Source organism: Pseudosporangium ferrugineum, assembly GCF_003002065.1.
GTDB classification, from domain to species: domain Bacteria; phylum Actinomycetota; class Actinomycetes; order Mycobacteriales; family Micromonosporaceae; genus Actinoplanes; species Actinoplanes ferrugineus_A.
Genome location: NZ_PVZG01000001.1, coordinates 358,225 through 382,843, shown reverse-complemented (window position 1 = coordinate 382,843; position 24,619 = coordinate 358,225). Strand labels below are relative to the sequence as shown.

General features: G+C 73.6%; 22 protein-coding genes. 13 read left to right on the top strand and 9 right to left on the bottom strand.

Annotated elements, in window-relative coordinates:
- Nucleotide 1 precedes the first annotated feature (1 nt).
- From nirB to CLV70_RS01685, 4 genes are all read left to right on the top strand, one after another.
- On the top strand, nt 2–2,461 hold the full coding sequence (gene nirB, locus CLV70_RS01700; RefSeq protein ID WP_245907955.1) for a nitrite reductase large subunit NirB: 2,460 nt from the start codon (nt 2–4) through the stop codon (nt 2,459–2,461).
- Nucleotides 2,458–2,772, top strand: coding sequence for a Rieske (2Fe-2S) protein (locus tag CLV70_RS01695; RefSeq protein ID WP_106124517.1), 315 nt, complete (start codon nt 2,458–2,460; stop codon nt 2,770–2,772). Before nirB ends, CLV70_RS01695 begins: the two co-directional genes overlap by 4 nt.
- Nucleotides 2,769–4,103: a nitrate/nitrite transporter gene (locus CLV70_RS01690; RefSeq protein ID WP_106124516.1), complete on the top strand. Its 1,335-nt coding sequence runs from the start codon at nt 2,769–2,771 to the stop codon at nt 4,101–4,103. Before CLV70_RS01695 ends, CLV70_RS01690 begins: the two co-directional genes overlap by 4 nt.
- A gap of 78 nt (nt 4,104–4,181) precedes the next feature.
- The gene (locus CLV70_RS01685; protein ID WP_146163920.1) at nt 4,182–6,488 is read left to right on the top strand and encodes a hypothetical protein; all 2,307 of its coding nucleotides are present in this window, start codon (nt 4,182–4,184) and stop codon (nt 6,486–6,488) included.
- Here CLV70_RS01685 and CLV70_RS01680 read toward each other — a convergent pair.
- Together CLV70_RS01680 and CLV70_RS01675 are read right to left on the bottom strand one after the other, a co-directional pair.
- Entirely contained in the window at nt 6,485–6,835 is a 351-nt protein-coding gene (locus CLV70_RS01680) for a DUF5955 family protein (protein ID WP_106124514.1), read from the bottom strand. The two genes, CLV70_RS01685 and CLV70_RS01680, sit on opposite strands and share 4 nt — an antisense overlap.
- Complete coding sequence (locus CLV70_RS01675) at nt 6,832–8,658, bottom strand: hypothetical protein (RefSeq protein ID WP_106124513.1); 1,827 nt, start codon at nt 8,656–8,658, stop codon at nt 6,832–6,834. The genes CLV70_RS01680 and CLV70_RS01675 overlap by 4 nt, the downstream gene beginning before the upstream one ends.
- 261 nt (nt 8,659–8,919) lie before the next feature.
- On the opposite strand from CLV70_RS01675, the gene CLV70_RS01670 reads away from it, so the two are divergent.
- Both CLV70_RS01670 and CLV70_RS01665 read left to right on the top strand, forming a co-directional pair.
- On the top strand, nt 8,920–9,747 hold the full coding sequence (locus tag CLV70_RS01670) for a hypothetical protein (protein WP_146163919.1): 828 nt from the start codon (nt 8,920–8,922) through the stop codon (nt 9,745–9,747).
- A 181-nt stretch (nt 9,748–9,928) separates the two neighbouring features.
- Nucleotides 9,929–11,287, top strand: coding sequence for an IS4 family transposase (locus tag CLV70_RS01665; protein WP_106124511.1), 1,359 nt, complete (start codon nt 9,929–9,931; stop codon nt 11,285–11,287).
- A gap of 36 nt (nt 11,288–11,323) precedes the next feature.
- Here CLV70_RS01665 and CLV70_RS01660 read toward each other — a convergent pair whose 3' ends face one another.
- The gene (locus CLV70_RS01660) at nt 11,324–12,544 is read right to left on the bottom strand and encodes an AGE family epimerase/isomerase (protein WP_170148557.1); all 1,221 of its coding nucleotides are present in this window, start codon (nt 12,542–12,544) and stop codon (nt 11,324–11,326) included.
- Nucleotides 12,545–12,685: 141 nt separating this feature from the next.
- The gene (locus CLV70_RS01655) at nt 12,686–14,134 is read right to left on the bottom strand and encodes a flavin-containing monooxygenase (protein ID WP_106124509.1); all 1,449 of its coding nucleotides are present in this window, start codon (nt 14,132–14,134) and stop codon (nt 12,686–12,688) included.
- Nucleotides 14,135–14,203: 69 nt separating this feature from the next.
- Here CLV70_RS01655 and CLV70_RS01650 point away from each other — a divergent pair, with 69 nt between their 5' ends.
- Nucleotides 14,204–15,223 (top strand): AraC family transcriptional regulator, encoded by a 1,020-nt coding sequence (locus CLV70_RS01650; protein ID WP_245907954.1) that lies wholly within the window; start codon nt 14,204–14,206, stop codon nt 15,221–15,223.
- Here CLV70_RS01650 and CLV70_RS01645 read toward each other — a convergent pair.
- The gene (locus tag CLV70_RS01645) at nt 15,177–15,593 is read right to left on the bottom strand and encodes a DUF4873 domain-containing protein (protein WP_106124508.1); all 417 of its coding nucleotides are present in this window, start codon (nt 15,591–15,593) and stop codon (nt 15,177–15,179) included. The two genes, CLV70_RS01650 and CLV70_RS01645, sit on opposite strands and share 47 nt — an antisense overlap.
- The gene (locus CLV70_RS01640) at nt 15,590–16,258 is read right to left on the bottom strand and encodes a TetR family transcriptional regulator (protein WP_106124507.1); all 669 of its coding nucleotides are present in this window, start codon (nt 16,256–16,258) and stop codon (nt 15,590–15,592) included. The genes CLV70_RS01645 and CLV70_RS01640 overlap by 4 nt, the downstream gene beginning before the upstream one ends.
- A 54-nt stretch (nt 16,259–16,312) precedes the next feature.
- Between CLV70_RS01640 and CLV70_RS01635 the strand changes: the two genes are divergently transcribed.
- On the top strand, nt 16,313–17,197 hold the full coding sequence (locus CLV70_RS01635; RefSeq protein ID WP_106124506.1) for an AurF N-oxygenase family protein: 885 nt from the start codon (nt 16,313–16,315) through the stop codon (nt 17,195–17,197).
- A 10-nt stretch (nt 17,198–17,207) separates the two neighbouring features.
- Here CLV70_RS01635 and CLV70_RS01630 read toward each other — a convergent pair whose 3' ends face one another.
- On the bottom strand, nt 17,208–17,852 hold the full coding sequence (locus tag CLV70_RS01630; RefSeq protein WP_106124505.1) for a DsbA family oxidoreductase: 645 nt from the start codon (nt 17,850–17,852) through the stop codon (nt 17,208–17,210).
- A gap of 11 nt (nt 17,853–17,863) precedes the next feature.
- Nucleotides 17,864–18,028 carry a hypothetical protein gene (locus tag CLV70_RS39550; RefSeq protein ID WP_158277676.1) on the bottom strand — a complete coding sequence of 55 codons (165 nt, stop codon included), beginning with the start codon at nt 18,026–18,028 and terminating at the stop codon, nt 17,864–17,866.
- Nucleotides 18,029–18,103: 75 nt separating this feature from the next.
- Between CLV70_RS39550 and CLV70_RS01625 the strand changes: the two genes are divergently transcribed.
- On the top strand, nt 18,104–18,466 hold the full coding sequence (locus CLV70_RS01625; protein WP_106124504.1) for a winged helix-turn-helix transcriptional regulator: 363 nt from the start codon (nt 18,104–18,106) through the stop codon (nt 18,464–18,466).
- Nucleotides 18,467–18,501: 35 nt separating this feature from the next.
- On the opposite strand, the gene CLV70_RS01620 is transcribed toward CLV70_RS01625, so the two are convergent.
- A complete protein-coding gene (locus CLV70_RS01620) occupies nt 18,502–19,482 on the bottom strand; it encodes a hypothetical protein (RefSeq protein ID WP_106124503.1) in 981 nt (326 codons plus the stop codon).
- A gap of 201 nt (nt 19,483–19,683) precedes the next feature.
- Here CLV70_RS01620 and CLV70_RS01615 point away from each other — a divergent pair, with 201 nt between their 5' ends.
- The 4 genes from CLV70_RS01615 to CLV70_RS01600 are packed head-to-tail and all read left to right on the top strand — an operon-like array spanning nt 19,684 to nt 24,445.
- Nucleotides 19,684–20,262: a DUF6642 family protein gene (locus tag CLV70_RS01615; protein WP_106124502.1), complete on the top strand. Its 579-nt coding sequence runs from the start codon at nt 19,684–19,686 to the stop codon at nt 20,260–20,262.
- Nucleotides 20,262–20,768 (top strand): hypothetical protein, encoded by a 507-nt coding sequence (locus CLV70_RS01610; RefSeq protein WP_106124501.1) that lies wholly within the window; start codon nt 20,262–20,264, stop codon nt 20,766–20,768. The genes CLV70_RS01615 and CLV70_RS01610 overlap by 1 nt, the downstream gene beginning before the upstream one ends.
- Before the next feature lie 45 nt (nt 20,769–20,813).
- Complete coding sequence (locus CLV70_RS01605) at nt 20,814–23,378, top strand: glucosidase family protein (RefSeq protein ID WP_211303597.1); 2,565 nt, start codon at nt 20,814–20,816, stop codon at nt 23,376–23,378.
- Nucleotides 23,379–23,413: 35 nt separating this feature from the next.
- The gene (locus tag CLV70_RS01600) at nt 23,414–24,445 is read left to right on the top strand and encodes a zinc-dependent alcohol dehydrogenase family protein (protein WP_106124500.1); all 1,032 of its coding nucleotides are present in this window, start codon (nt 23,414–23,416) and stop codon (nt 24,443–24,445) included.
- Nucleotides 24,446–24,619: the final 174 nt, after the last annotated feature.

The following is a 24,619-nucleotide window of genomic DNA, read 5'->3' as shown; positions in this document are numbered from 1 at the left end:
GGTGCAGCAACCACGTCTGGTGGTCATCGGCAACGGCATGGCCGGCGCCCGTACGCTGGAGGAGATCCTCGCCCGCGGCGGCGACTTCGCCATCACGGTGTTCGGCGACGAGCCGTACGGCAACTACAACCGGATCATGCTCTCCAACGTCCTCGCGGGCGTGGAGGACGAGTCCGGCATCTTCCTCAACGACCTGTCCTGGTACGCCGACAACGGCATCACCCTGCACACCGGCACCCGGATCGCGCGCATCGACCGGGCCGCCAAGCGGGTGCACGCCGACGACGGCACGGTGACCCCGTACGACAAGCTGATCATCGCCACCGGCAGCCGCGCGTGGGTGCCGCCGATCCCCGGCGTGCACCGCCCCGGCCGCGGCTACCACCAGGGCGTCTTCGCGTTCCGGACGCTCGACGACACCCGCGCGATGATCCGCTACGCCCGCGAGCACGAGCGCGCCGTGGTCATCGGCGGCGGCCTGCTCGGCCTGGAGGCGGCCCGCGGCCTGCAGAACCACCTGAGCCACGTCACGCTCGTGCACGCCGCCGGGCACCTGATGAACACCCAGCTCGACGCGCAGGGCGGGGCGATCCTGCAGCGCAGCGTGGAGAAGCTCGGCATCGAGGTGGTCACCGACGCGCTCACCACCGAGATCCTCGGCAAGCACGCGGTCACCGGGGTGAGGCTCAAGGACGGCACCACCATCGACTGCGACGTCGTGGTCATCGCCGCCGGCATCCGCGCCAACGCCGAGGTGGCCCAGGCCAGCGGGCTGGTGGTCGACCGCGGCGTCGTCGTCGACGACCAGATGCGCGCGCAGGGCGAGCCCGACATCTACGCCGTCGGCGAGTGCGCCCAGCACCGCGGCGAGACGTACGGGCTGGTCGCCCCGCTGTGGGACCAGGCCAAGGTGCTCGCCGACCACCTCACCGGGCGCGACCCCGAGGCGGCGTACCACGGCTCGCGGATCGCCACGAAGCTGAAGGTCGCCGGGGTCGACGTGGCCGCGATGGGCCTCAAGGAGGCCGAACGCGACGACGACGAGACGCTGGTCTTCAGCGAGCCGCGCAGGGGCGTCTACAAGAGCCTCGTCATCCGCGACGGCCGCCTGGTCGGTGCCACCCTGGTCGGCGACGTGCGCAAGTACGCCTTCCTCATGCAGGCCTTCGACCGCGGCCTGGCGCTGCCGGAGGACCGCGTCGAGCTGATGTTCGACCTCGGCGGGCCGCCCGCGGAGGTGAGCGCCGCCGACATGGCCGACGACGCGCAGGTCTGCAACTGCAACGGCGTCAGCAAGGGAACTCTCGTCGAGACCGTGCACGGCGGCTGCAAGACGGTCAACGGCGTCATGGACAGGACCCGGGCCGGCAAGGGCTGCGGCACCTGCAAGAGCCTCGTCCAGCAGATCGTCGAGTGGGCCGCCGGCGGGGAGGTCGAGGAGGACCCCAGGGCTTCCTGGTACGTGCCCGGCGTACCGATGCCCAAGCCCGAGCTGATGCGTGCCATCCGTACCCACGGCCTGAAGTCGGTGTCCTCGGTCTTCGCCACCCTCGTGCCCGGCGGCGAGGAGGACGCCAAGAGCAAGATGGGCCTCGCGTCGCTGCTGAAGATGATGTGGGGCGCCGAGTACGTCGACGAGCGCGACGCGCGGTTCATCAACGACCGGGTGCACGCCAACATCCAGCGCGACGGCACGTTCTCGGTGGTGCCGCAGATGAAGGGCGGCGTCACCACCCCGGCGCAGCTGAAGCGGATCGCCGAGGTGGCCGAGCGGCACTCGGTGCCGATGGTGAAGCTGACCGGCGGCCAGCGCATCGACCTGCTGGGCGTGCCCAAGGAGAAGTTGCCGCAGATCTGGGCGGAGCTCGACATGCCCTCCGGGTACGCGTACGGCAAGAGTTTCCGCACGGTGAAGACCTGCGTCGGCTCGGACTTCTGCCGCTTCGGCGTCGGTGACTCGACCGCGCTGGGCATCGCGCTGGAGGAGCGCTACCAGGGCATCGAGGGGCCGGGCAAGATGAAGCTGGCCGTGACCGGGTGCCCGCGCAACTGCGCCGAGGCGTACGTGAAGGACCTGGGGGTCGTCGCGATCGACGGTGGCCGCTGGGAGATCTACGTCGGCGGGGCGGCGGGGGCGCACGTGCGCAAGGGCGACCTGCTGGCCACCGTGGACTCGCCGGCCGAGGTCATCACGCTCACCGGGCGGTTCCTCCAGTTCTACCGCGAGAACGCCAACTGGCTGGAGCGCACGTACGCGTGGGTGCCCCGGATCGGCATCGAGCGCATCCGCGAGGTCGTCGTCGACGACGCCGACGGCATCGCCGCCGACCTGGACGCCGCGATGGCGGAGTCCGTGGCCGCCTACCGCGACCCGTGGAAGGAACGCGCCGCACCGGCGACCCCCGGGCAGTTCCGGACGTCGCTGCCGCTGGTGGTCCTGCCGCAGGTGCCGGTCCGATGACGACCCGGCTCGGTCCCGTGGACCAGATCCCGCCCGGCGAGGGGCGCACGTTTGCCGTGGACGGCGACATGGTGGCCGTCTTCCGGCTGCGCGACGGCTCCTTGCGCGCATTGTCCGCCGTCTGCCCGCACAAGGGCGGGCCCCTCGCCGACGGGCAGATCGACAGCAAGGTCGTCGTCTGCCCGCTGCACCTGAACGCCTTCGACCTGACCACCGGCTGCTCGCTGAGCGGGCTGCCCGGACTGACCGTCTACCCCGTCGGCGTCGACGACGAGGGGCACATCGTGATCTATTCGGAGGTTCCCGCATGAGTGCCACGACCCTGGAACGTCCCGCGCTGACCGTGCGCGGACACTGGATCGACGACTGGCGCCCGGAGGATCCGGCGTTCTGGGCGAACGGCGGCGCCGCCATCGCCCGGCGCAACCTGATCTACTCGATCTTCTCCGAGCACATCGGCTTCTCGGTGTGGACGATGTGGTCCGTGCTGGTGCTCTTCCTCGGGCCCGCGTACGGCATCGACCCGGCCGGGAAGTTCCTGCTCACCGCCGTGCCCGCGCTGGTGGGGTCGGTGCTGCGGATCCCGTACACGTTCGCGGTGGCGCGGTTCGGCGGGCGCAACTGGACGATCATCAGCGCGTCGCTGCTGCTGATCCCGGCGGTGCTGGCGGCGTTCCTGATCGAGCCGGGGGTCTCCTACAGCACGCTGCTGATCCTGGCCGCGGTGGCCGGCGTCGGCGGCGGCAACTTCGCGTCGTCCATGGCGAACATCAACGCCTTCTACCCGGACCGGCTCAAGGGCTGGGCGCTGGGCATCAACGCCGGCGGCGGCAACCTGGGCGTGGCGGCGGTGCAACTCGTCGGGCTGTTCGTCCTGGCGGTCGTCGGCGCCGGCCACCCGGGCGTCGTGGCGGGCATCTACATCCCGCTGATCGTGGTCGCGGCGGCCGGTTCGGCGCTGGCCATGGACAACCTCAGCCAGGCCCGCAACGAGAAGCGCGGCATGCGCGACGCCGCGCGGGAGCCGCACACGTGGATCATGTCGCTGCTCTACATCGGCACGTTCGGCTCGTTCATCGGCTTCGGCTTCGCCTTCGGCCAGGTGTTGCAGGTGCAGTTCAGCGACGTGTTCAGCACGCCGGTGAAGGCCGCCTACCTGACGTTCCTCGGCCCGCTGCTGGGCTCGCTGATCCGGCCGGTCGGTGGCGCCCTGGCGGACCGGCTCGGCGGCGCCCGGGTCACCTTCGTCAACTTCATCGCGATGGCGGCCGGCGCGAGCATCGTCCTGCTCGCCTCGCAGCTCAAGTCGCTGCCGCTCTACCTCGTCGGGTTCATCGCCCTGTTCGTGTTCAGCGGGATCGGCAACGGGTCGACGTACAAGATGATCCCGCGCATCTTCGCCCTGAAGAACCCGGACGACCAGCACGAGGCCCGCCGGCTGTCCGGCGCGGTGATCGGCATCGCCGGGGCGATCGGGGCGTTCGGCGGGGTGCTGGTCAACCTGGCCTTCCGGCAGTCCTTCCTGGAGTACCGGACGGCGGATGCCGCGTACCTCGCCTTCATCGCGTTCTACGCCCTGTGCGTACTGGTGACGTGGGCCGTCTACCTGCGGCGCTCGGGCGGCAGCCTGAGCGGCGTCTGACCTCACCCGGGGGACTTCCGCGCCCTGCTGTCGGCGAGCCGATCGACGGCGGGGCGTGCCGGGTGGTCGGATGCAGGCATGACGAGTCACGGCCGTCGCGTGGTGCTCCTGCTGCTCGCCGCCGCGTTGCCCCTGATCGTCGCGGCGTGCGCGCCCGGGGACCCGCCGGACCTCCCGGTGCCCTCGGGCGCGGCCGTCACCGACGCGGGGTGCGCCCCGGCGGGGCAGGCCCTGGTGGACGGCCGCCTGGCGGACGCGGAGAAGGCGTACCTCGCCCTGATGGCGTCGTCCCGGCCGGCCTGCGCCCGGGAAGGGGTGTTCGCCGTGCGCGAGCGCCGGGCCGAGGCCGCCGGCGCGGTGGCGGCGGGGGACGACGCGTACGCCACCGGCCGGTACGCCGCCGCCCGGCGCTGGTATCGGCAGGCCCAGCGCATCGACCTGGACAACACGGCCGCCACCGACGGCCTCACCGCCGTGCAGCGCCGGACCCGGGGCGAGGACCGCCTAGGGACCGGCTGGGCCGACCCGCTGGGGCGGCTCGTGCTGCCGTTCCTCGGCGCGCTCGTGGCCATGCTGCTGATCGCGCGCGTGCTGACCCGCCCGAGCCTGCCGCTGCCGAAGGACCCCGCGCGGCGCGTCCTGCTGCTCGCGGCCGGCGTGGCGTGCGGCCTCGCCGGGGCCGCCGGCATCGCCGCGACCGTCGCCGGATACGCCGCCGGCCTCCTCGTGCCGGCCGTGTCCGTCCTGCTCGGCGTGGTGGCGGCGGTCGTGCTCGCGCTGTGGCTGGGCATGCGGCTCGGCGCGCGGGTGGAGGTACGAGCCGCCGACGACAAGGGCGACGCGCAGGCCACGGCGTTCCTGGTCGGCCGGCTGGCGGCCCTCGGCGGCGAACCGCCGCGCGGGCTGCACATCCCGCGCGGCACGGACGTCGCCACGCTGCCCGAGAGCGCGTTCGCGGCGATGCCCCAGGGCGCCGTCCTCCAGGCGTTGCTCAAGGCCGGCTGGGCGGTGCTGCGACTGTCGCCCTGGCGGCTGGTCGTCACGCTCGGCGAGTGGGACAACGCGACGGTCGAGATCTCCCGCAACGGCCGCCCGGTCTCCACGGAGGTCGTGTGGCGTCGCGATCTCGTGCCGCCGGACGCCCCGGCGGACGGCGCGAAGGACGCCGTGCTCACCGGCGCCGCCGCGCTCTTCCTCATCACCCTGAGCCGCTCGCACACGAGGCTGGCCAAGGGCCTGTGCGGCACCACGAACTGGCGCAGCCTGACCAGGCAGGTGCTGGCGGGCGAGACGCAGGACCCCGGCCTGCGCACCCGCCTGCTGGCCGACGCCATCGACGCCGACCCGGCCAACGGGCTGGCCTGGTATGCGTACCTGCTCGCCCTCGCCGGCGGCGAACCGGCCCGGGTCGGCGGGTGGCGCGGCGTCGCCTGCCGGCTCGACGCCCTCTACGAGCGGCTGCAGAGTCGCCGGGCCACGGGCGCCCCGGCCTGCCCGGACGACGGGTACGCGGCGTTGCGCATCCGGGTCCTCTACTCGAGCGCGGTCGGCTGGCTGCGCCACTGGGAGGACGACAAGCGAACGGATCCGGAGCGGGCCGCGGCCCTGGCGCACGCCGCCGCCTCCGTCGAGGCGATGAACCGGGCGGTCACCGCCGCGCTCGGCATGCCGACCGTCAAGGACTTCGCAGCGGAGGCGCAGCCCCTGGCGGCGGCCCTCGCGGCGACGGTCACGGCGGCCGGCGGTGGCAAGGAGCCGGCCGGGCCATGGCTGGAACCCGGCGACCGGTACCTGACGGAACTGGTGCTCAGCTCCCTGCGCGCCCTCTACGCGATCGCCTGCCGTGAGGCCCGGACGAAGGACGGGGCGACGCGGGCCCTCGCCGCGCTGGGGCTCGCCGCCGGGCGCCCGGAGCAGCGGGCCGGCGCGGGCTCCGATCCCGCCCTGCGCGGCCTGCTGAGCGGCGGGCCCTTCCGCCAGCTGGTCACCGGCCAGCCGGGGATCTCCGAGCTCGCGCCGATCGTCTCCTACGCGGCCCCGCTCGCCGAGCAGAGGATCTTCGTCCCCGGCGACCTGCTGGCCCGGCCGCCGGCCACCGACGCGGCCCTGGCCACGGCGCTCGGCGTGCCGGTCGCCGAGGTGACGCGCTGGCGCGACTTGTGCCTCGTCGCCGTCACCTGCCCGGACCCGCGCCACGCCGCCACTTGGACGAACCTGCTCCACGGTCTCGGCATCGGCTCGCTGGGCACCCTCCGGGCCCTGCTCGGTACGCCGGGAGCCAGGCGCGGCACCGTCCCTCTCCTGGCCGCGGTATCGGCGGGCGCCCAGACCCCGCCGCCGGACGGGAAGACCCTGGAGTCCTGGGCGGCGCCGGCCACCGCCTAGGGCAGGAGGCGCTCGATGAGCTCGCGGACGTCGTTGACGGCGCTGACCACCGGCGCCGCCGCGGCGACCCGGAGGCCGATGCGCCTGAGGGCGTCGCGGAGGCGGTCCGGGTCCGGGTCCGGGCCGGCGGCCTCCTCCTCGACGGCGTCGATGTCCCGCTCCACCCGGGCGGCCTCCGGAATCCGGTCGCGGTGTTCCGCCACGAGGGAGCGCAGCCTCGCCAGCGCGCCGGTCAGCGGGTCGTCGGCGGGAGTGCCGATCGCGACGTGATGCTGGGTGGCGCGGGCGCCGCGGCCGACGGCGTTGGGGCCGTACGAGTTGCCGCCGATGTTCAGCTCGCTGGTCATGAGCCGTTCCCTTTCTTCCTGCCGCCCGTCAATGCGGCCGCGGCCGCCGACATGGTCGCCGACGCACCCGTGCCGGTGGCCACCGGCCCGTACGCCGAACCGCCGATCGTCGTGTTGTTGTACTGCCGGAAATTCACCTTGGCCGCGAAATCGGAGGTGTCCACGCCCTTGTCGGTGAGGAATTCGTAGATGGCCTCGGTGGCCCGCCGATCGATGAGGCGGGTGTATTTCTCCGCGTCGAGGCGCTGCAGATAGTTGGCGAAACCGTCGCGGGAACCCAATTGGCGTACGTCGACCCGCGCGCCGAAGTCGTACACCGCGTCCTCGGCCGCCTCGCGGTCGGCCCGGTGGATCGCGTTGACCAGCGTCACGGCCCGTACGGCGGAGCGGATCAGCCGCAGCGGCGCGAGCGCGGTCGTGCGGAAGACCCGGCGCAGCGCCTCGCCCGCGGCCGTCGTGAGCGCGTCGGTGCCCCGGTCGTAGACGTCGATGTCGAGGTAGCGCTGCTCGATCGGGCCGAGCACGGCGGTGACCAGCTCGACGTAGAGCAGGCCGCCCTCGACCGCCACGTGCACGTACGTGGAGCCGACGACGCTCTGGTGCTCGGCGGGCATGACGGCGCGCCCGTCGTCGGTGACGGCGGCCATCTCCGCGGCGCCGACGGTGGCCCGCAGGAAGTGCCGGGCGCCGGTCTGCGGGAAGCGGATGATCGCGTTGATCGCCTCCGCGGGGGCGAACGTGTACGGCAGCTTCGCCCGCTCGTCGATGAGCGGGTAGTCGTGCCAGCGCGCGCCGGAGGAGACCACGAGGTCGCGCAGTTGCAGTCCGCCGATGCGCTCCTGGGGTGGCAGGTCCCGGGAACGCAGCGCCGCCAGCCGCCGCCGCAGGTGGGTGACCAGCTCGACCGGGTCGATCGGCACCCGGCCGGTGAGCGGCCGCGGCCGGGACCCGCCGTCGACCCGGTCGCCGGGATGCTCGTCGTCCTGCTCCGGCCGCAGCTCGGTGGCGATGGACCAGGCGTTGGCCCGGCGTCCCGCGCCGACGAACGGCTCGTAGCCCGAGTGCAGCAGGATGTTGCCGTGCTGCGCCTCGTCGATCACCCGCAGCCGCTGCTCGACCTCCCGCCGGTTCGCCGGCGGCGCGGCGCGGGGGCCGCCGCGTCCGAGGTCCGCGGTGATGATCCCGATCATGCGCTGCCGGGACCACACCACCGTCGCGTACGCCGCCCCGGCGACCAGTGCCACCTTGAGCAGGAAGACGAGCACGGTGCCGGTGAGATCCGTGCCCGTGCCGCCGGTGCCGCCTTCGCCGAACGAGCCGTCGAAGGATCCGCCGCCGGCGAAGGGGTCGCCGAGGGCCTGCACCAGCCCCAGCAGCGGCCCCAGTACGCAGCCGATCAGCAGGAGGGCCGCCAACCCGGTCGCCACCGCCTTCCACGACGGGCGCCTGCCGGGCTCCGGGTGCTCCGAGGTGAACACGGCCGCGGCCACGCACACGGCGAGAACCGTCACCGTGGCCGAGGTGAAGAACGCCAGGCCCACGAGGAGGATCGCGGTGATGACGGCGTTCTGGGCGAGCCACAGCCGCTGGGCGCGGAAGCAGTGCCGGATGACAGTGGTGACGTCGTAGCCGACGGCCGGCGCGACGGCCCGGTGGCTGTCGGCGACCAGTTCGCGGATCACGTCGTCGGCGAACTTCTCGTCGACGTACGCGGCGCCGCTGAGATAGCGGGTCGTCGAGGACATCCGGGCGCCCGGGTCGCGCACGGTGCCGTCGCCGTGGCTGAAGCCGGGTTCGACCCCGGCCGTACCGTCGATTCTCATGGCCCTCTTCAATCGTGAGTGAAATCCACATTGCACAGGCCTTGTCGCCGCCGAAATTACCCACCCGCGCGGCGCTCGCCCATAGTCCGAACAGGGGTTTACGAACAGCATCGTCCGATCGGCGGAAATGGATCTTCGAATGGTTCCGGACTCCGGCAGAAAGCCGTCTGTTCCGTACGGCGGCAGTGCGATTCACTCACTCAGATGTGGACCTGCGGGCAATGCGGCGAGCGGAATGCGGAAGGCGCGGCATCGTGCGACGTGTGCACGGGGCCGCGCGGGACGCCCGCCGTGCCGCCGGCGGCGCCGCGACCGGTGGTGCTGCCGCCGGCCGCGCCGGACGAGGAGGCGCTGACCGCACCGCTGCCGTCGCCGCACCCGGCGAGCCACTGGGCGCCCGCGCCCGCCGTCGTGCCGCGGGTCCGGCGCGGCCCCGGCCGGCTGCTGCTCGTGGTCCTGCTGATCGGCGGGACGGCCGTCGCCGCGGCGCTGGTCGTGCCGCGGCTGCTCGACGCCCGCGCGGACGAGAGCCCGGCGGCCACGGCGGGGCTCGGCGAGGCGGAGCCCACGGCCGAGGAGATCGAGCCGGAGCCCACCGCGGAGGAGACCGGGCCGGAGCCCTCTGCCGATTCCGTGGCGACGGAGGACGTGACCACGCCCGAGCCGTCTCCCACCGCCGTGGGCATCGTGGAGATCGGCCCCGGGGTCACGGACGGCCGGGCCGGATCGCTGGCCGGCATGTTCGACGCGTACTTCGGCGGCATCAACGACAAGGACTACGACCGGGTCGCCGCGGTGCTGGACCCGTCCGGCTCGGTCGACCCCGGCGATCCCGCGGACATGGCGGGCCTGGCGCGCGGCACGCGGACGACGCGGGACTCCGAGATCGTGCTGCTCGGGGTCGAGGACGCCGGCGGCGGCCGGCTCCGCGCCGACGTGACGTTCCGCAGCGACCAGGAGGCCGGCGCCGGGCCGCGGCAACGGCCCGGCGAGACGTGTACGCGCTGGCGGATCACGTACACGGTCAGCGGCACGGCGCCGGGGGACTACCGGATCGTGCGCGGCAAGGGCACGTCGGCGCCGTGCTGAGGAAGGCGCCGTGCCGGGGAAGGCGCCGTGCCGGGGAAGGCGCCGTGCCGGGGAACTAGGCCCAACGCCGTTCAGTTAGGCGGTATGGATGGCTGTCAAGGTGTGTTGATCGGGAAGTGAGAAGCGGAGTTCCGGTATCAAGGTTTGTCACTCCAAGACAACCCAGAACCAGGAACTCCGCTTGGTCGATCAGATTGCCATAACCCGGACCACGACGGTAGCCGCGGGGGTGTTCGCGCCGGGGCATCTCGGTGAGCTGACCCGTCTCGTACCGTTCGAGATGATCGATGATGTCCTGGCCTCGACCGGCCGCACGCAGCAACGCCTGCGGCTGTTGCCGGCCCGGGTCGTGATGTATCTGCTGCTCGCGGCCGGTCTGTTCGCCGACCTCGGCTACCGGCAGGTCTGGGGCAAACTCCTCAGCGGCTTGCACGGCCTGCCGATCGTCACGCCTACCGGCAGTGCCCTGCGCCAGGCACGGCAACGGCTCGGGGCCGCGCCGATGCGGGCATTGTTCGACCTGCTGCGCGGGCCCGCGATCACCACTGCCACTCAGGTGCGCTGGCAGGGCATGTTGCTGGCAGTGATCGACGGGACCACGATGGTCGTCGCGGACTCGCCGGCCACCCTGCGCCGGTACACCAAACACGGCTGCGCCAACGGCACCTCGTCCGGCTACCCGCAATTACGCCTGAGTGTCCTGCTGACCTGCGGCACCCGATCGGTCATCGACGCCGTGTTCGGTCCCATCAGTGACGGCGAGATCGCGCAGGCCCACACCCTGTCCCGCAGTCTGCACACGGGAATGCTACTGCTGGCCGACCGTAACTACGCCGCCGCCGACCTGCTCGCCACCATCACCGCGACCGGCGCAGACCTGCTGATCCGCTGCAAGAACGGCCGCAAACTAGCCATCACCGGCCAGCTCGACGACGGGTCCTGGCTGACCCGCATCGCCGGCCTGCCGATCCGGGTGATCGAGGCCCGGATCAGCATCACCACCACGACCGGCACCCGAACCGGTGACTACCGGCTGCTGACCACGCTGCTCGACCCGCACCGCTACCCGGCCGGCGAACTCATCCGGCTCTACCACGAACGCTGGGAGATCGAGACCGCCTACCTCGAACTCAAATCCTCCATCCTCGGCGGACGAGTCCTACGCTCACGCACCATCGACGGCATCGACCAGGAAATGTATGCCCTGCTGACCGCCTACCAGGTTCTGCGCACCGCCATGACCGATGCCACCGACAGCCGACCCGGCACCGATCCCGACCGGGCCAGCTTCACCACCGCTCTGAACACCGCCCGCGACCAGATCATCCACGCCGCCGGCGTCATCACCGGCACCGTCATCGACCTGGTCGGCGTCATCGGCGCCCACGTCCTGGCCAACCTGCTACCCGAACGCCGGATCCGCACCAAAACCCGCATGATCAAACGCTCGAACAGCAAATACCAAGCCCGCGGCCCCAACATCGACCGGCGCAGCTACCAAGCCACCACCAGCATCGACATCATCAGCCCCGACCCTTGACACCCAACACCACGCCCTAACTGAACGGCGTTGGAACTAGGCCAGGTGCTCGTCGACCGCCGTCGCGAGCATCGGCCACAGCGGCACGCGGGCGCCGAGCGTCGCCTGGAACGCGTGGTAGAGGTCGGCCTTGCCGGGCCACACGGTCGCGGCGGGGGTGTTGGACGCGTCGAGCTGGTGGAACCAGGAGCCGCGGTCGTGGTCGATCAGGTACGCGTCCGCGTAGTCCCACCACGTCCGGTACCACTGCGCGTACGAGGGCTCGCGGGTGTACGCGTACAGCGCCGCCGCGGCGTTGATGCCCTCCGCCGCCACCCAGTGCATGCGGTCGCGGACCACCGGCCGACCCGTCCAGTCGGTCGTGTAGACGAAGCCGGGCTGCCCGTCCACGTCCCAGCCGTCGGCCACCGCACGGGCGAACAGCTCGCGGGCGGCGGTCGTGAGCCAGGACGACTCGCCCACGCGCGGGGCGGAGGCGGCGTGCAGCAGCAGGCGTGACCATTCGAGGCCGTGACCGATCGTGGCGCCGTACGGCTTGAACGGGTCGTCGGGCCGCTCGCGGTGGTAGTCGGGCAGCGGCTGCCAGGCGGCGTCGTAGTGCTCGGGGATGCGCCACTGGTGCGCCTCGGCGGCGGACACGACGAACCGGCAGATCCGCACGGCGCGGGCGATCCAGGCGTGGTCGCCGGTCACGCTGGCCACCGACAGCATCGCCTCGACGGTGTGCATGTTGGCGTTGATGCCGCGGTAGTCGTCGAGGGTCGTGAACGCCGTGTCCCAGGTGTCGGCGCACAGGCCGGCGGACTCGTCCCAGAACCGGTCGAGGAAGACCTCCTGGGCCGCGGTGAGCAGGTCGGCGGCGCCGGGCAGCCCGGCCTGCACCCCGGTGGACGCGGCCAGCAGCACGAAGGCGTGGTCGTAACAGGACTTGCCGGGTTCCGGGGTGCCGTCGGCGGCGACCGCCGAGAACCAGCCGCCGTGCCGGGGGTCGCGCAGCCGCCCGGTGAGCCCGGCCATCGCCTGCGCGGCGATCCGGCCCGCGCCCGGCACGCCCAGCAGCGCGCCGATGCCGTAGACGTGCGTCATCCGGCTGCTGATCAGGGCGGACACCGGCCGCTCCGGCTCCGGCGCGCCGTCGTCGCCGAGCCAGCGGGCGCCGCCGCCCGGGTCGGCGGTGCGGCGCCCGAACGCCAGCAGATCGCGGCTGTGCTGGTCGAGCCAGCGGTGATGGGCGGGACTGGTCGGCCAGACGGACATGGTGATCACTCTAGGTCAGGCGCCGATCCGGCCCGTCACCCGCCGCCGCGCCGGGAAGGCCGTGGCCGGCACGGTGGAGCGGCGTCCCGGACCCTGCGGCGCCGGTCACCACGGCGGTACGCCCGGCGAACCGGTACGGGGTCATCGCCGGGTCTCCTCCCGTACGGGGGCGGGCTTCGGGCCGAACGCCATGTCCCGGCGTACGTCGGCACGCGGGGTGAGAAGAACGTCGCGCAGGTAGCTCTGCTTGACCGTCCACGGGTCCCGGTCGCCCTGCTGCGGGAAGAGGTCCAGGGCGCGCTGCACGTAGCCGGACGTCAGGTCGAGCAGCGGCCGGCGTGGCCCCGGCCGCTCCTGCGGGGTCGCGGTGGCGTAGCCGTGCCGGTCCATGTGGGACAGCAGCCGGCACACGTAGCGGTGGGAGAGGTCGGCCCGCAGGGTCCAGGACGCGTTGGTGTAGCCGATGCAGTACGCCAGGTTCGGCACCCCGCTGAGCATCACGCCCCGGTACGCGACCCGGGTGGCCGGATCGACCTTCTCGCCGTCCACGGTGAGCTCGATCCCGCCGATCGGCAGCAGCGAGAGGCCGGTGGCGGAGACGACCACGTCGGCCGGCAGGACCCGGCCGCCGGTGAGCCGGATCCCCTCGGGGACGAAGCGGTCGATGCGGGCGGTGACCACCGAGGCGCTGCCGTCGCGGATGGCGGTGAACAGGTCGCCGTCCGGCACGGCGCACAGCCGCTGGTCCCAGACCCCGTACGTGGGGGTGAAGTGCTCGTCGAGGTACGCCGGGTCGTTCAGGCGGGTCAGCGCGAGGCGGCGGACGACGGCGGCGGCGGTCGCCGGGCGGCGCCGGGATAGGCGGTAGAAGCCCTGGGCGACGAGGATGTTCTTGGCGCGGACCAGCTTGCTCGCCACGCGGGGCGGCAGCCGGCGCAGGGCCGTGGCGACGACGTCCCGCCCGGGGCGGACGAGCACGTGGGTGGGGGAGCGCTGGAGCATGGTCACGTGGGCCGCCTCCGGGGCCATCGCCGGCACGAGGGTCACGGCGGTGGCGCCGCTGCCGATGACGACCACGCGCTTGCCGGCGTAGTCGAGGCCGGCGGGCCAGAACTGCGGGTGCACGAGGGTGCCCCGGAAGTCGTCCAGCCCGGGGAAGTCCGGCTGGTAGCCGTGCGCGTAGTCGTAGTAGCCGGCGCACGCGTACAGGAAATCGCAGGTGAAGGTGCCGTTGCCGGTGGTGACCGTCCAGCGGGAGTCCGCCCAGCTCGCCGCCGTGACCCGGGTGCCGAAGCGGATGTGCGGGGTGATCCCGCCCTCGTCGGCGGTGTCCCGGATGTAGCGCAGGATGGCGTCGCCCGCGGCCATCGACCGGTCGCCGCGCCACGGCCGGAACGGATAGCCGAGGGTGAACATGTCGGAGTCCGAGCGCACGCCGGGATAGCGGAACAGGTCCCAGGTGCCGCCCATCGCCGCGCGGGCCTCGAGGATCGCGTACGTGGTGCCGGGCCGCCGCTGCCGGAGCCGCCAGGCCGCGCCGATCCCGGACAGGCCGGCGCCGACGATGAGGACGTCGAAGTGTTCGGGCATGGTCCCAGTGTTCGCCCGTACCCGCACAGTGACTTGCCTTCGCGCGACAGCGATTTATCCTTGCGCGACATGGAGTCGATGGTGCGCGCCGCCGGGCTGCGGGGACTGCCCGCGCTCGTGGACAGCCTCGGCGGCGACGGGCCGGAGCTCCTCGCCCGCTTCGGCGTGACCTGCGCGGCGGTCGAGTCCGACGACGCGGTGATCCCGGCGGAGGCGGCCGGCCTGCTGCTGGAGTCGGCCGCGGCCGAACTGGCCTGCCCGGACCTCGGCCTGCGCCTGGCCGGGTCGCAGAACACCTCGGTGCTCGGCCCGCTCGCGCTCGCCATCGAGAACGCGGCGACCCTGGGCGAGGCGCTGGAGACCACCCGGCGCTACCTGTTCGTGCACAGCCCGGCCCTGACCGTCGCGCAGATCCCGGACCCGTCGGGGCGGCCCGGCGTGGTGGGCCTGCTCTACCGGGGTACGGACGCCGAACCGCTCCCGCCGCAGGTCGTCGACGTCGGGCTCGGCCTGTTCCACCGGATCATCCTGCTGCTGCACGGCGGCCCGTACGGCCTGCGCTCGGTGCATCTGCCGCATCCGGCGCTGGCGCCCGCCGAGGCGTACACCCGGTTCTTCGGCGCCGAGGTGCGCTTCGGCCGGCCGGACGCGGTGCTGCGGGTGCCCGGCGGCCTGACCAGCGCCGGGGTGCGCGGCGGCAACCAGGTGCTGCGCGACCTGGCGGTCGCCTACCTGGCCGGCCACTTCCCGCAGCCGGGCCGGAGCACGGCCGAGCGGGTGCGGATGCTGCTCACCCAGGCGCTGGGTTCGTCGCCGGTCGAGGTGGCGGCGGTCGCCCGGCGGCTGCGGACCCATCCGCGGACCCTGCAGCGCCGGCTCGCCGCCGAGGGCGCGAGCTTCGAGGCGATCCTCGACGACGTACGGCGGGTGGCCGCGTACCGGCTGATCACCCGGACCGATCTGCCGTTCACGCAGGTCACCGCCATGGTCGGGATGGCCGAGCAGTCGGCGCTGAGCCGGGCGGTGCGCCGCTGGTACGGCGTCACGCCCCGGGCGTTGCGCTCCAGGGCGGCCGGCCCACCCCGGTGAGGCGTACGCCGCCCCAGGGGTCGGGCTCGCCCAGCCGCGCGTCCGCCTCGCGCCCGCCGATCCGCACGGTCACGTCGCGGGCGCCGGCCCGGAGCCGGGCGCTGAGGGTCTCGTCGGGCGCGGCGCGACCGCCCCAGCGGTAGCGGCCCTCGATCGGTTCGAACCGGACCGACAGCCGCACCGCGACGGTCACCGCCGCCTCCCCGGCCCGGATCAGCGCCTCGCCCCGGTATTCCTCGTCCGGGGCGCCACACCGCGCCGCCTCACCGACGTCCGGCCCCTCCCGGCCGCGCTCGCCGGGGTCCGGCGCGTCCCGGCCGCGCTCGGCGAGGTTCGGCGCGTCCCGGCCGGGCTCGGCGGGGTCGCTCACAGCGTCGCCGCCAGTCCGCCCGGGGTGTCCGCGGCTGACCGGATGCCGGTGACGCCGCCCCACAGGAAGGCGGTCAGGTACTCCGCGAGCGCCTCGCGGCTGATCGGCTGCTGATGCCGCAGCCACCAGTCGCCGACCGCCTGGACGTAACCCACGATTCCGTACGCCCAGGGCAGCGCCGGACCGGAGTCCAGGCCGAGCGCCCGCAGCCGGTCGCCGAGGATGCGCGCGAGGCCGCTGGCGACCGTGTCCACCGCGTCGGCGACCACGTCGCGGGACCGGGCGATGCCGCGCTGGTGCACGACGAACCGGTACAGGTGCGGGTCGGCCTCGATGAAGGACAGGTACGCGTCGACCGCCGCGGCCACGACCTGGCGCTCCTCGCGTACGGCCGCCACCGCGGGAGCGACCGCCTCGACGAGCGCCGTGGCCGCCCGCCGCCCGACCGCCTCCCACAACCCCGGCTTGTCCTCGAAGTAGCGGTAGAGGACGGGCTTGCTGACCCCGGCGTGCGCGGCCACCGCGTCGATGCCGGGCTCCGGGCCGAGCTCGCGGATGGCCTCGATGACGGCGTCGACCAGGTCCTCGCGCCGCCGTTCGCGGTGATCGGCCCACCGCCGGCTGCGCCCGTCGGCACGGTTGACGGTCCCGTCGGTGGAGTTCATAGTACGACAAGTAGCTGTTACTTCCGGTAACGTCAACCCCCGCGGAGGTCAGACGTGGTTCTCCCCGACCGCTCCCAGACGGCCACGCGGCTGCTGCGCTCGTCGGCGTCGCACTCGTACGACCCCGAGGTCGAGATCGACTGGGACGCGCCGCTCGACCCGGACGCCTGGTTCGTGCCGGAGACCCGGTCCTCGCTCTACGGCACGGCACTGTGGGAGGGGCTCACCCCCGGGCAGCGCCGCACGCTCACCCGGCACGAGGTGGCCAGCATCGCCGGCCTCGGGATCTGGTTCGAGACGATCCTCATGCAGCTGCTCCTGCGCGAGTACTACAAGCAGGACCCCACCCGGCCGCACGCCCAGTACGCGCTCACCGAGGTCGCCGACGAGTGCCGGCACTCGGTGATGTTCGGCCGCATGATCGACAAGCTCGGGTGCCCGGTCTACCGCGTCGGCGCCTTCGACAACGGCCTCGGCAAATGGATCGCCGCCACCGCCACCGGGCCCCGGATGTACGCGGCCATCCTCATCGCCGAGGAGATCCTCGACGCCCTCCAGCGCGAGGCGGCGGCGGACGGGACGGTGCAGCCCCTGGTCCGGATGGTGTCCCGCATCCACGTGATCGAGGAGGCGCGGCACGTCCGCTACGCCCGCGAGGAACTGGCCCGGCAGGTACGCGCGGCGGGCCGGCGGCGGCTCGCGTACGACCGGGTGGTGATCGCGCGGGCGGCGTACCTCACCGGGCGGCGGCTCATCGCGCCGGAGGTGTACCGGTCGGTCGGCATCGACCCGCGGGCGGGCGCGGAGGCCGCGCGGGCCAACCCGCACCACCGCGAGACGCTGCGGTGGGCGGGGGAGGGGATCGTCGCGTACCTTCGCGAGCTGGACCTCATCGGCGGCCCGGGCCTGGCCCTGTGGCGGCGCTCCGGGCTGCTCTGACCGGGGCGGGTCAGCCGGCCGGGACGCCGGCCTCCCGGGCGGTGCGCAGGGCCTGGAGGAACACGTCCGCGGACTGGGCGCCGGAGACCCCGTACGCGCGGTCCAGCACGAAGAACGGGACGCCCGTCGCCCCGTACCGGTGTGCCTGCTCGATGTCGGCCAGGACGTCGCCGGTGTAGTCGTCGCCGTCGAGCACCCGCTGCGCCTCCGCGGCCGGCACGCCCACCTCGGTGCCCAGCCGCACCAGCGTCGCGGTGTCGAGCGTGGCGCCCTCGACGAGGTTGGCGCGCATCAGCCGCTCGTGCGCCTCGGCGCCGGCGCCGTGCGCCTTCGCCAGGTGCAGCAGCCGGTGCGCGTCGAAGGTGTTGAAGCTGACCGCGTGCTCGAAGTCGTACCGCAGGCCCTCGGCCGCGGCCAGCGCGCCGACCTGGGCGGTCATCGCCTTGACCTGGGCCCGCGAGCCGCCGAACTTCTTGGCCAGCGCGTCGTACACCGGCTCGAAGCGGCCCTTCGGGTAGCCCGGGTCGAGCTGGAAGCTGCGCCACACGATCTCGACCTCGTCCGCGTGCTCGAACGAGCGCAGGGCGGTCTCCAGGCGTCGCTTGCCGATGTAGCACCACGGGCAGACGATGTCGGACCAGATCTCCACCAGCATGTCCGTCCCCCTCAGCCGCAGGATCCGTCGGCGCACGCCTCGGCGTCGGCGTCCCCGAGGACGACGAGCCCGTGCAGCACCGGCGGCCGGGCCGCCGCGAGAAGTTCGGGTGCCTCCGGCGGCGCCGCGGCCGGCCCGGGGCCGGCCGGCGCGGGTTCGGTCGTGGTCTGGTCCATGGGTGCTCCTAGGTTACCTATTGTTAGTAACCCCATCATGCGTCAGCATTGGGTGATCGTTAAGGGGGCACATCCATGTCCGTCAGGCACCCCGGGGTAAGCACCGACGACTGTCCCGTCCGGGAGATCCTCGACCGGGTCGGCGACAAGTGGAGCGTGCCGATCGTCGTGCTCCTCGGCGAGCGCGGGCACCGCTTCAACGAGCTGCACCGCCGGATCGACGGCATCAGCCAGCGGATGCTCACCCTGACCCTGCGCACGCTGGCCCGCGACGGGCTGGTCAGCCGCACGGTGCACGCCAGCGTGCCGCCCCGCGTCGACTACGAGCTCACCGAGCTGGGCCGCACCCTGCTGGTGCCGGTCCGGGCCCTGGACGAGTGGGCCCGCGAGCACCGCGACGACATCCGGGCCGCCCGGCAGCGGCACGACGCCGGCTGACCGGCGCCGCCCGGGCGGGCGGCGCCGGCCGGGTGTCACCGGGTGAACCTGAGGTACTGCCAGGAGCCGGTCGCCGAGGCGTTGAGCGCGTCGCCGGCGAAGGCGGCCCGCAGGCGGTAGCGCATGCCGGCCTTGTGGGTGCCGACGAGCGTGCCGCCGCCGATGCTGGTGCCGTCGAGCGCGACACACCGGGCGGTCGGCAGCGGCCACCACTTGCCGGCGTCGTAGACCTGCGCGTGCAGGTCGATGCAGCCGTACGGGTGGGCCGGCGACACCATCGCCACCAGGACCGGGTCGACGTTCGTGCGGTACAGCTTCTCCGCCCCGGACGTGCGGTAGGAGCGGTCCAGCGCCTGGGTGATCCTGGCGTGCGCGGTGACCGTACGGGTGGCGGTCGCCGGGGCGTACCACTGGTCGCCCGCGAAGGTGGCGCTGAAGGTGGTGCGGCGGGTCGTGGCGTACGTGGCGGTGACCGTACCCGAGCCGCACTTGACCTTGGTCTTCGTCCCGCCGCGGGGCGTCGCCCACAGGCAGAGCGCCCGCGAATCGTGGGTGGTGCCGAGCTTGGCGGTCAGCTTCGCCTTCCCCCGGTACGCGAACGTCGACCCGTTGACCCCGAGCGTCACCTTCGACGCCCGCCGCGAGACCGCGACCCTGGCCTGCACGCTGGTTCCCGCGTACGTGTCATTCCCGGCCCAGCTGATCGTGTACGTGTTCGTGCCGCCCACCGGGGGCTTGTCCCGGACCGTCCACGCGCCGGCGGCGTCCGAGGTCACCGACGGCAGCGTCCGCGTGCCGGCGAGGTCCTTGCGGGTGACGGTGAGCGTGCCCGCCCCCGCCGACAGCGTGCCGGTGAGGGTCACCGAGCCCAGCCGGGCCACGGTGTTCGGCGCGGACACGGTCAGCGTGGCCGGCTCGGCGGCCGTCACCACTCCGGCGCCGGTGACCGGTCCGCTCGCCTGCGCCGCCACCGGCACGGCGAGCGCCGCGGCGCCTCCCGCCGCTGCCGCCGCCATCCAGGCCCATCCTCTGCTCCGCACCCGTGACCTCCACCTGTCCGCGCCGGGACGGTCCCGGCGCGGTGCGAGCCGAGAAGTCGGCGGGCCGGAGGTATTTGTGAGCCTTATCCGGCTTCATGTGTCCGATCCCACCGTACGGGCGGGCGTGGGCTAGCGTCGTCGGTCGGGCCATGATGCGACAGCGCGGGAGGAGGGGCCGTGGCGAAGGCCGGGGGAGTGTTCTGCGTCGAGGGTCAGTGGGAGGACGATCTCACCGAGCGGGGATCGGTGCTGCCCACGCTCGAGCTGCTCGAGCGCCTCGGCAGCATCCGCTTCATCCACCGTGACACCGCGACCACCGAGGAACTGCACTACTACCTGGACACCTGGCTCTCCCGGAAGTACCAGGACTTCAAGGTCGGCTTCTTCGCCCTGCACGGCCAGCCGTCCCAGCTCTGCCTCACCGACAAGACCACCGTCGAGCTCGACGAGATCGCCGCCTGGATGTCCGGGCGCTGCGGCGGCCGCAGCCTCTACTTCGGCAGCTGCTCGGTGCTGCGCGCCTCCGACCGGGTGCTCAAGGAATTCCTGCACGAGACCAAGGCCGCCATGCTCTGCGGCTTCACCAAGGCGATCGACTGGGTGGAGTCGGCGGCCTTCGAGACGGTCGTGCTCAACGCCATGGTGAACGGCGGCCGGATCGACAGCGTGGAGCGGCTCATGCGATCCAGCCGGTGGGGCGCCCTCGCCGACCACCTCGGCTTCCGCGTCGTGTACGCGAACGGCCGCACCGGCTGATGAGGGGCACCGCCGCCGTCGGGGCGGCCCTCTGCGTCCTCGTCGCGCTCGGCGGCTGCGGCGGCGACCCCGCCCCGCCGGCGGCCCGCCCGTCATCGGCGTCCCCGGCCGCCCCGGACCTCACCGCGGCGAACACGCGGGTCACAGTGCGGCTCTGGTACTTCAACGTCCGGGAACGATCGGCGGTCGTCGAGCCGACGTCGCTGCTGACCGGCGCGCAGTACTGCGCCCGGTACGCCATCCCCTCGTCGGACGACGCGTGCCGCCGCAAGCTGGTCGCCACCGGGTCCAACGTGAAGCTCACCGTGCCGATCAGCGGGAAGGTGCGGCGCCTCGGCTTCCCCGACCTCGACCTCTCCTGTGTCGACGAGGCGACGGCCGAGGGCACCTGCAAGATCACCGAGTCCGATTTCAACACGTGGGCCACCATGAACAGCCCGGCACCCGCCCGGATCACCACCGAGAAGGGCGCGATCGTCGAGGTGGCGGCCCTGCTGCTGCTCTGACCCCCGGCGGTTGTGCGGGCGCGCGCCGCGGAGGAGGGTGGGCCCATGGCACCCCACCTCCGCCGCCGCGCGGGAGGGCGAGCCCTCACCGCGGCCGTCGTGCTCGGCACCGTCCTCGGCCTGGCCGGATACGCCCCGGCGGCCCCTGCCGTCGCCGTGGCCCCCGCCCCCGCCGCCGTCCCGGCCGCCGCGGGGCTGTCCGAGACCGGCCGGCTCGCCGACCGCAGGTTCGTGGTCACCGGGACCCGGCTGTACGAAGTGGGCGCCGAGGACGGCACCTACCCCGCCACCGGGTGGCACATCCGCGGCGAGATGGGCGGCTTCTGGACGCCGCCGATCAAGATCCTGGACGGGATCTGGTTCGGCGCGAACGGGAGCTGGCTGCGGGCCGGCCGGTTCACCGCGGGCGCCGGATACACCACCATGGACCTGACCGGGCCCGGCGGCCTGACCGTCCAGCGTGTCGACGTCGTGCCGGACGGCGGGCGGGCCGCGCTCATCGGGCTGCGGTTCCCGCCCCGCGCCGGGACCGTGCGGCTGACCGTGGACGCGCACTCGGAGCTGCTGGCGGCGTACCCGTGGAGCGGGACGACCCCCGGCCAGGGCGCGGTCAACCTGCCCGACACCGGCTCCTTCGACGGCCGCAACCTGGTCTTCCGCGACCGGGGCCGGCCACCGGTCGACGGCGTCCCGCCGCACGACTGGGCCGCGCTGGTGGGCAGCGCCCTGACCCCGGCCGGGCACGCGCTCGGCCCCGGCCTGCGCGGCCCGCAGGGCGACGTCGTCTGCGGCGATCCGGCGCCGGTGGTCTGCGACGACGGACCGGACGGCCGGGGTACGGGCGGCCGGCTCACGTACGACGTCACGGTCGGCGGCTCCGGCCGTACGGTATGGTTCGCGGTCGCCGGGTCCGACCGGGGCCTCGCGCCCGCACGGGCGGAACTGGCCCGGGCGCTGCACGACCCGGCCGGCGCGCTGGCCGCCAAGCGGGCCGCGCGGGCCGCGGTCGCCCGGCACAGCCGCGTGGACCTGCCCGGCGACCGGCTGCTGCAGCGCAGCGTGGAATGGTCCAAGCAGAACCTCGCCGACTCCGTCCAGGAGTCGCGGCACCTGCGCGTCTTCGCCAGCGACCAGGGCACCGCCCACCCGCCGCCGGCCGGCGTGCTGGACCGGGCCCGCTGGATCGGCGCCGGCTGGCCGGACTACCCGTGGATCTTCGCCACCGACGGCGAGTACACGGCCTTCGCCGCCGTGGCCGCGGGACAGTTCGCGGCCGTCAAGGACCACCTGCGCACCCTGCGTGACCTCAGCGAGATCGTCAACGGCGGCTCCGGCAAGGTGGTCCACGAGGTCACCCCGGACGGCCAGGTCTACTACGGAACCCTCGCCGACCCCGGCAACACCGACGAGACCGTCAAGTTCCCCAGCGTGGTGGCGCTCGTCTGGCGGTGGACCGGCGACAACGCGTTCCGCGACGACCTGTACGACTTCTCGGTGCGCGCCATGCGCTACGCGACCGGCCTGGACGCCGACGCCGACGGCTGGCCCGAGGGCAGCGGCAACGTGGAACGTCCCGGCATGGGCGAGGAGAAGCTGGACGTGGCCGTCTACACCGTCCGCGGCCTGCTCGACCTCGCCGCCATGGCCCGGTCCAGGGGCGACCGGGCCACCGCGGCCTGGGCGCGGGACCAGGCCGCCCGGCGGATCCGGGCCTTCGAGCGCACCTGGTGGTACGGCGGCGACGCGCGCTCCTACGCCGACTCGCTCACCGGAGCGGGCAACGAGCGCCTCTACCAGCGCTACTGGATCGGCGCGACGCCGATGGAGGCCGAACTGCCGGCGCCCGGCGGCCCGCTCGCCCCGGCCGGGTTCGCCACCACCGCGCTGACCCAGCGGGAACGGGACTGCTTCACCGGCGCTTCCGGCTTCTTCCACACCGGAACCGGCCCCACCGCCGATCCCGCCGGCGATCCCGGCCCGGCGTGCGACAGCGTGGTCTCCGCCGTACCGTCCGAGCGGACCGTCTTCTCCCTCGGCAACGCCATCATGGCGGTGGCCGAGGGCAACTACGGCCGGTTGCCGCAGCAGCGGCGCTACACCACCGCGAACGCGCGCAGCCAGCTCGACCCGGGCGAGTGGGAGATGCCCGGCGCGATGCCGGAGATCCTGCCGTCCCCGGACTTCGGCTCGAACCTGAGCATGGACTTCCTCAGCCGGTCCAGCGTGCTCCAGGCCTGGGGCGCGTACGGCGTCCTCTGGCCGGTGATCCACCAGCAGCTCGGCGTGGCCCCCGACCTGGGCGCCGGACGCCTGTCCGTGGTCCCGCAGATCCCGGCGGCGGGCCGGATCGCGGGCTCGGACATCCTGGCCGGCACCGGTCACCTCGACGTCGCGGCGGCCCGCCACGGCTCCGCGCTGACGGTCACGGTGAACGCGGCCGTCGAGGCCCGGCTCACCCTCGGCACCGTCGTCCCGCCCGGCGCGCGGATCGCCGCGGTGACCCTCGACGGCCGCCACGTCCCGGCCCGGCGGCTGCACACCGCCCGCGGCGACGAGCTGACCACGACGACCGGACCGGGCCGCCACACGCTCACGGTCACCCTGCGATGAGCCCCGACGCCCGCCGCGGCTGAGATGATGGGCCGGTGCGTGCCGTAGTCCTCGATGCCGCCCGGGCCACGCCGGAGGTCCGTGAGGTCGTCGCGCCCACCGCCCCGCCCGGCGGTGTCGTGGTGCGGGTGCTGGCCACCGGGATGTGCCGCAGCGACTGGCACGCCTGGGCCGGCCACGACGACGGGATCGTCTTCCCGCACGTGCCCGGCCACGAACTCGCCGGGGTGGTGCACGAGGTGGGCGCCGGCGTCGCCCGGTGGCGGGCCGGCGACCGGGTGACCGTGCCGTTCGTGTGCGGCTGCGGCCGGTGCCGGTGGTGCCGCGCCGGGGACGCCCAGGTGTGCCCCGACCAGCAGCAGCCCGGCTTCACCCACTGGGGATCGTTCGCCGGGTACGTCGCGCTGCACGCCGCGGACACCAACCTGGTCGCCCTCCCCGCGACGGTGGACTTCCCGGCCGCCGCGAGCCTGGGGTGCCGGTTCGCCACCGCCTACCGGGCGCTGACCGCCCGCGCCCGGCTCGCCCCGGGCGAGTGGGTGACCGTGCTGGGCGCCGGCGGGGTGGGGCTCAGCACGGTGATGATCGCCCGCGCCCTGGGCGCCCGGGTCGTCGCGGTGGACCGCAACCCGCGGGCCCTCGCCGTCGCGGCAGGCCTCGGCGCCGACCACACGCTGCTCGCGGACGGCACCGACCTCCCGGCCGCCGTCGCCGCCCTCACCGGCGGCGGCAGCCACGTCGCGGTCGACGCGGTGGGCAGCGAGCGGACCTGCGCCGACGCGATCCTCAGCCTGCGCCGCCGGGGCCGCCACGTGCAGGTCGGCCTCCTCGGCGGCCACCCCCGGCTGCCGATGGCGCGGGTCATCGGCTGGGAGCTCGACCTGCTGGGCAGCCACGGAATGGCGGCGGCCGACTACCCGGCCATGATGGCGCTGGTCGAGCAGGGCCGGCTGCGACCCCAGCACCTGATCGAACGCACGATCGGCCTGGCGGAGGCGGCGGCCCTGCTGCCCACCTTCGACAGTGCCGCGGTCGCCGGCATCACCGTCGTCGACCCGTCCCGCTGACCGAAGGTCCTACCTTTCCGGCTTCGGTCGGTCTTCGGTCACAGAACTGCCGTGTCCCTCGTCGCGCGAGGACGGTGAGCGTGACAGCTGTGTCTCGTCCCGCAAGGGGGTCACCATGCGCCGTCTGATAACCGTCCTTTCCGCCCTTCTCCTGATGCTGGTGATGACGCCGGC

Coding starts and splice junctions, on each gene's coding strand:
- CLV70_RS01620 (WP_106124503.1), bottom strand. CDS start 19,482: ATGGCGGCGGCAGCGGCGGGAGGCGCCGCGGCGCTCGCCGTGCCGGTG.
- CLV70_RS01610 (WP_106124501.1), top strand. CDS start 20,262: ATGAGGGGCACCGCCGCCGTCGGGGCGGCCCTCTGCGTCCTCGTCGCG.
- CLV70_RS01630 (WP_106124505.1), bottom strand. CDS start 17,852: ATGCTGGTGGAGATCTGGTCCGACATCGTCTGCCCGTGGTGCTACATC.
- CLV70_RS01650 (WP_245907954.1), top strand. CDS start 14,204: ATGGAGTCGATGGTGCGCGCCGCCGGGCTGCGGGGACTGCCCGCGCTC.
- CLV70_RS01640 (WP_106124507.1), bottom strand. CDS start 16,258: ATGAACTCCACCGACGGGACCGTCAACCGTGCCGACGGGCGCAGCCGG.
- CLV70_RS01605 (WP_211303597.1), top strand. CDS start 20,814: ATGGCACCCCACCTCCGCCGCCGCGCGGGAGGGCGAGCCCTCACCGCG.
- CLV70_RS01655 (WP_106124509.1), bottom strand. CDS start 14,134: ATGCCCGAACACTTCGACGTCCTCATCGTCGGCGCCGGCCTGTCCGGG.
- CLV70_RS39550 (WP_158277676.1), bottom strand. CDS start 18,028: ATGGACCAGACCACGACCGAACCCGCGCCGGCCGGCCCCGGGCCGGCC.
- CLV70_RS01685 (WP_146163920.1), top strand. CDS start 4,182: ATGACGAGTCACGGCCGTCGCGTGGTGCTCCTGCTGCTCGCCGCCGCG.
- CLV70_RS01695 (WP_106124517.1), top strand. CDS start 2,458: ATGACGACCCGGCTCGGTCCCGTGGACCAGATCCCGCCCGGCGAGGGG.
- CLV70_RS01660 (WP_170148557.1), bottom strand. CDS start 12,544: ATGTCCGTCTGGCCGACCAGTCCCGCCCATCACCGCTGGCTCGACCAG.
- CLV70_RS01625 (WP_106124504.1), top strand. CDS start 18,104: ATGTCCGTCAGGCACCCCGGGGTAAGCACCGACGACTGTCCCGTCCGG.
- CLV70_RS01680 (WP_106124514.1), bottom strand. CDS start 6,835: ATGACCAGCGAGCTGAACATCGGCGGCAACTCGTACGGCCCCAACGCC.
- CLV70_RS01690 (WP_106124516.1), top strand. CDS start 2,769: ATGAGTGCCACGACCCTGGAACGTCCCGCGCTGACCGTGCGCGGACAC.
- CLV70_RS01675 (WP_106124513.1), bottom strand. CDS start 8,658: ATGAGAATCGACGGTACGGCCGGGGTCGAACCCGGCTTCAGCCACGGC.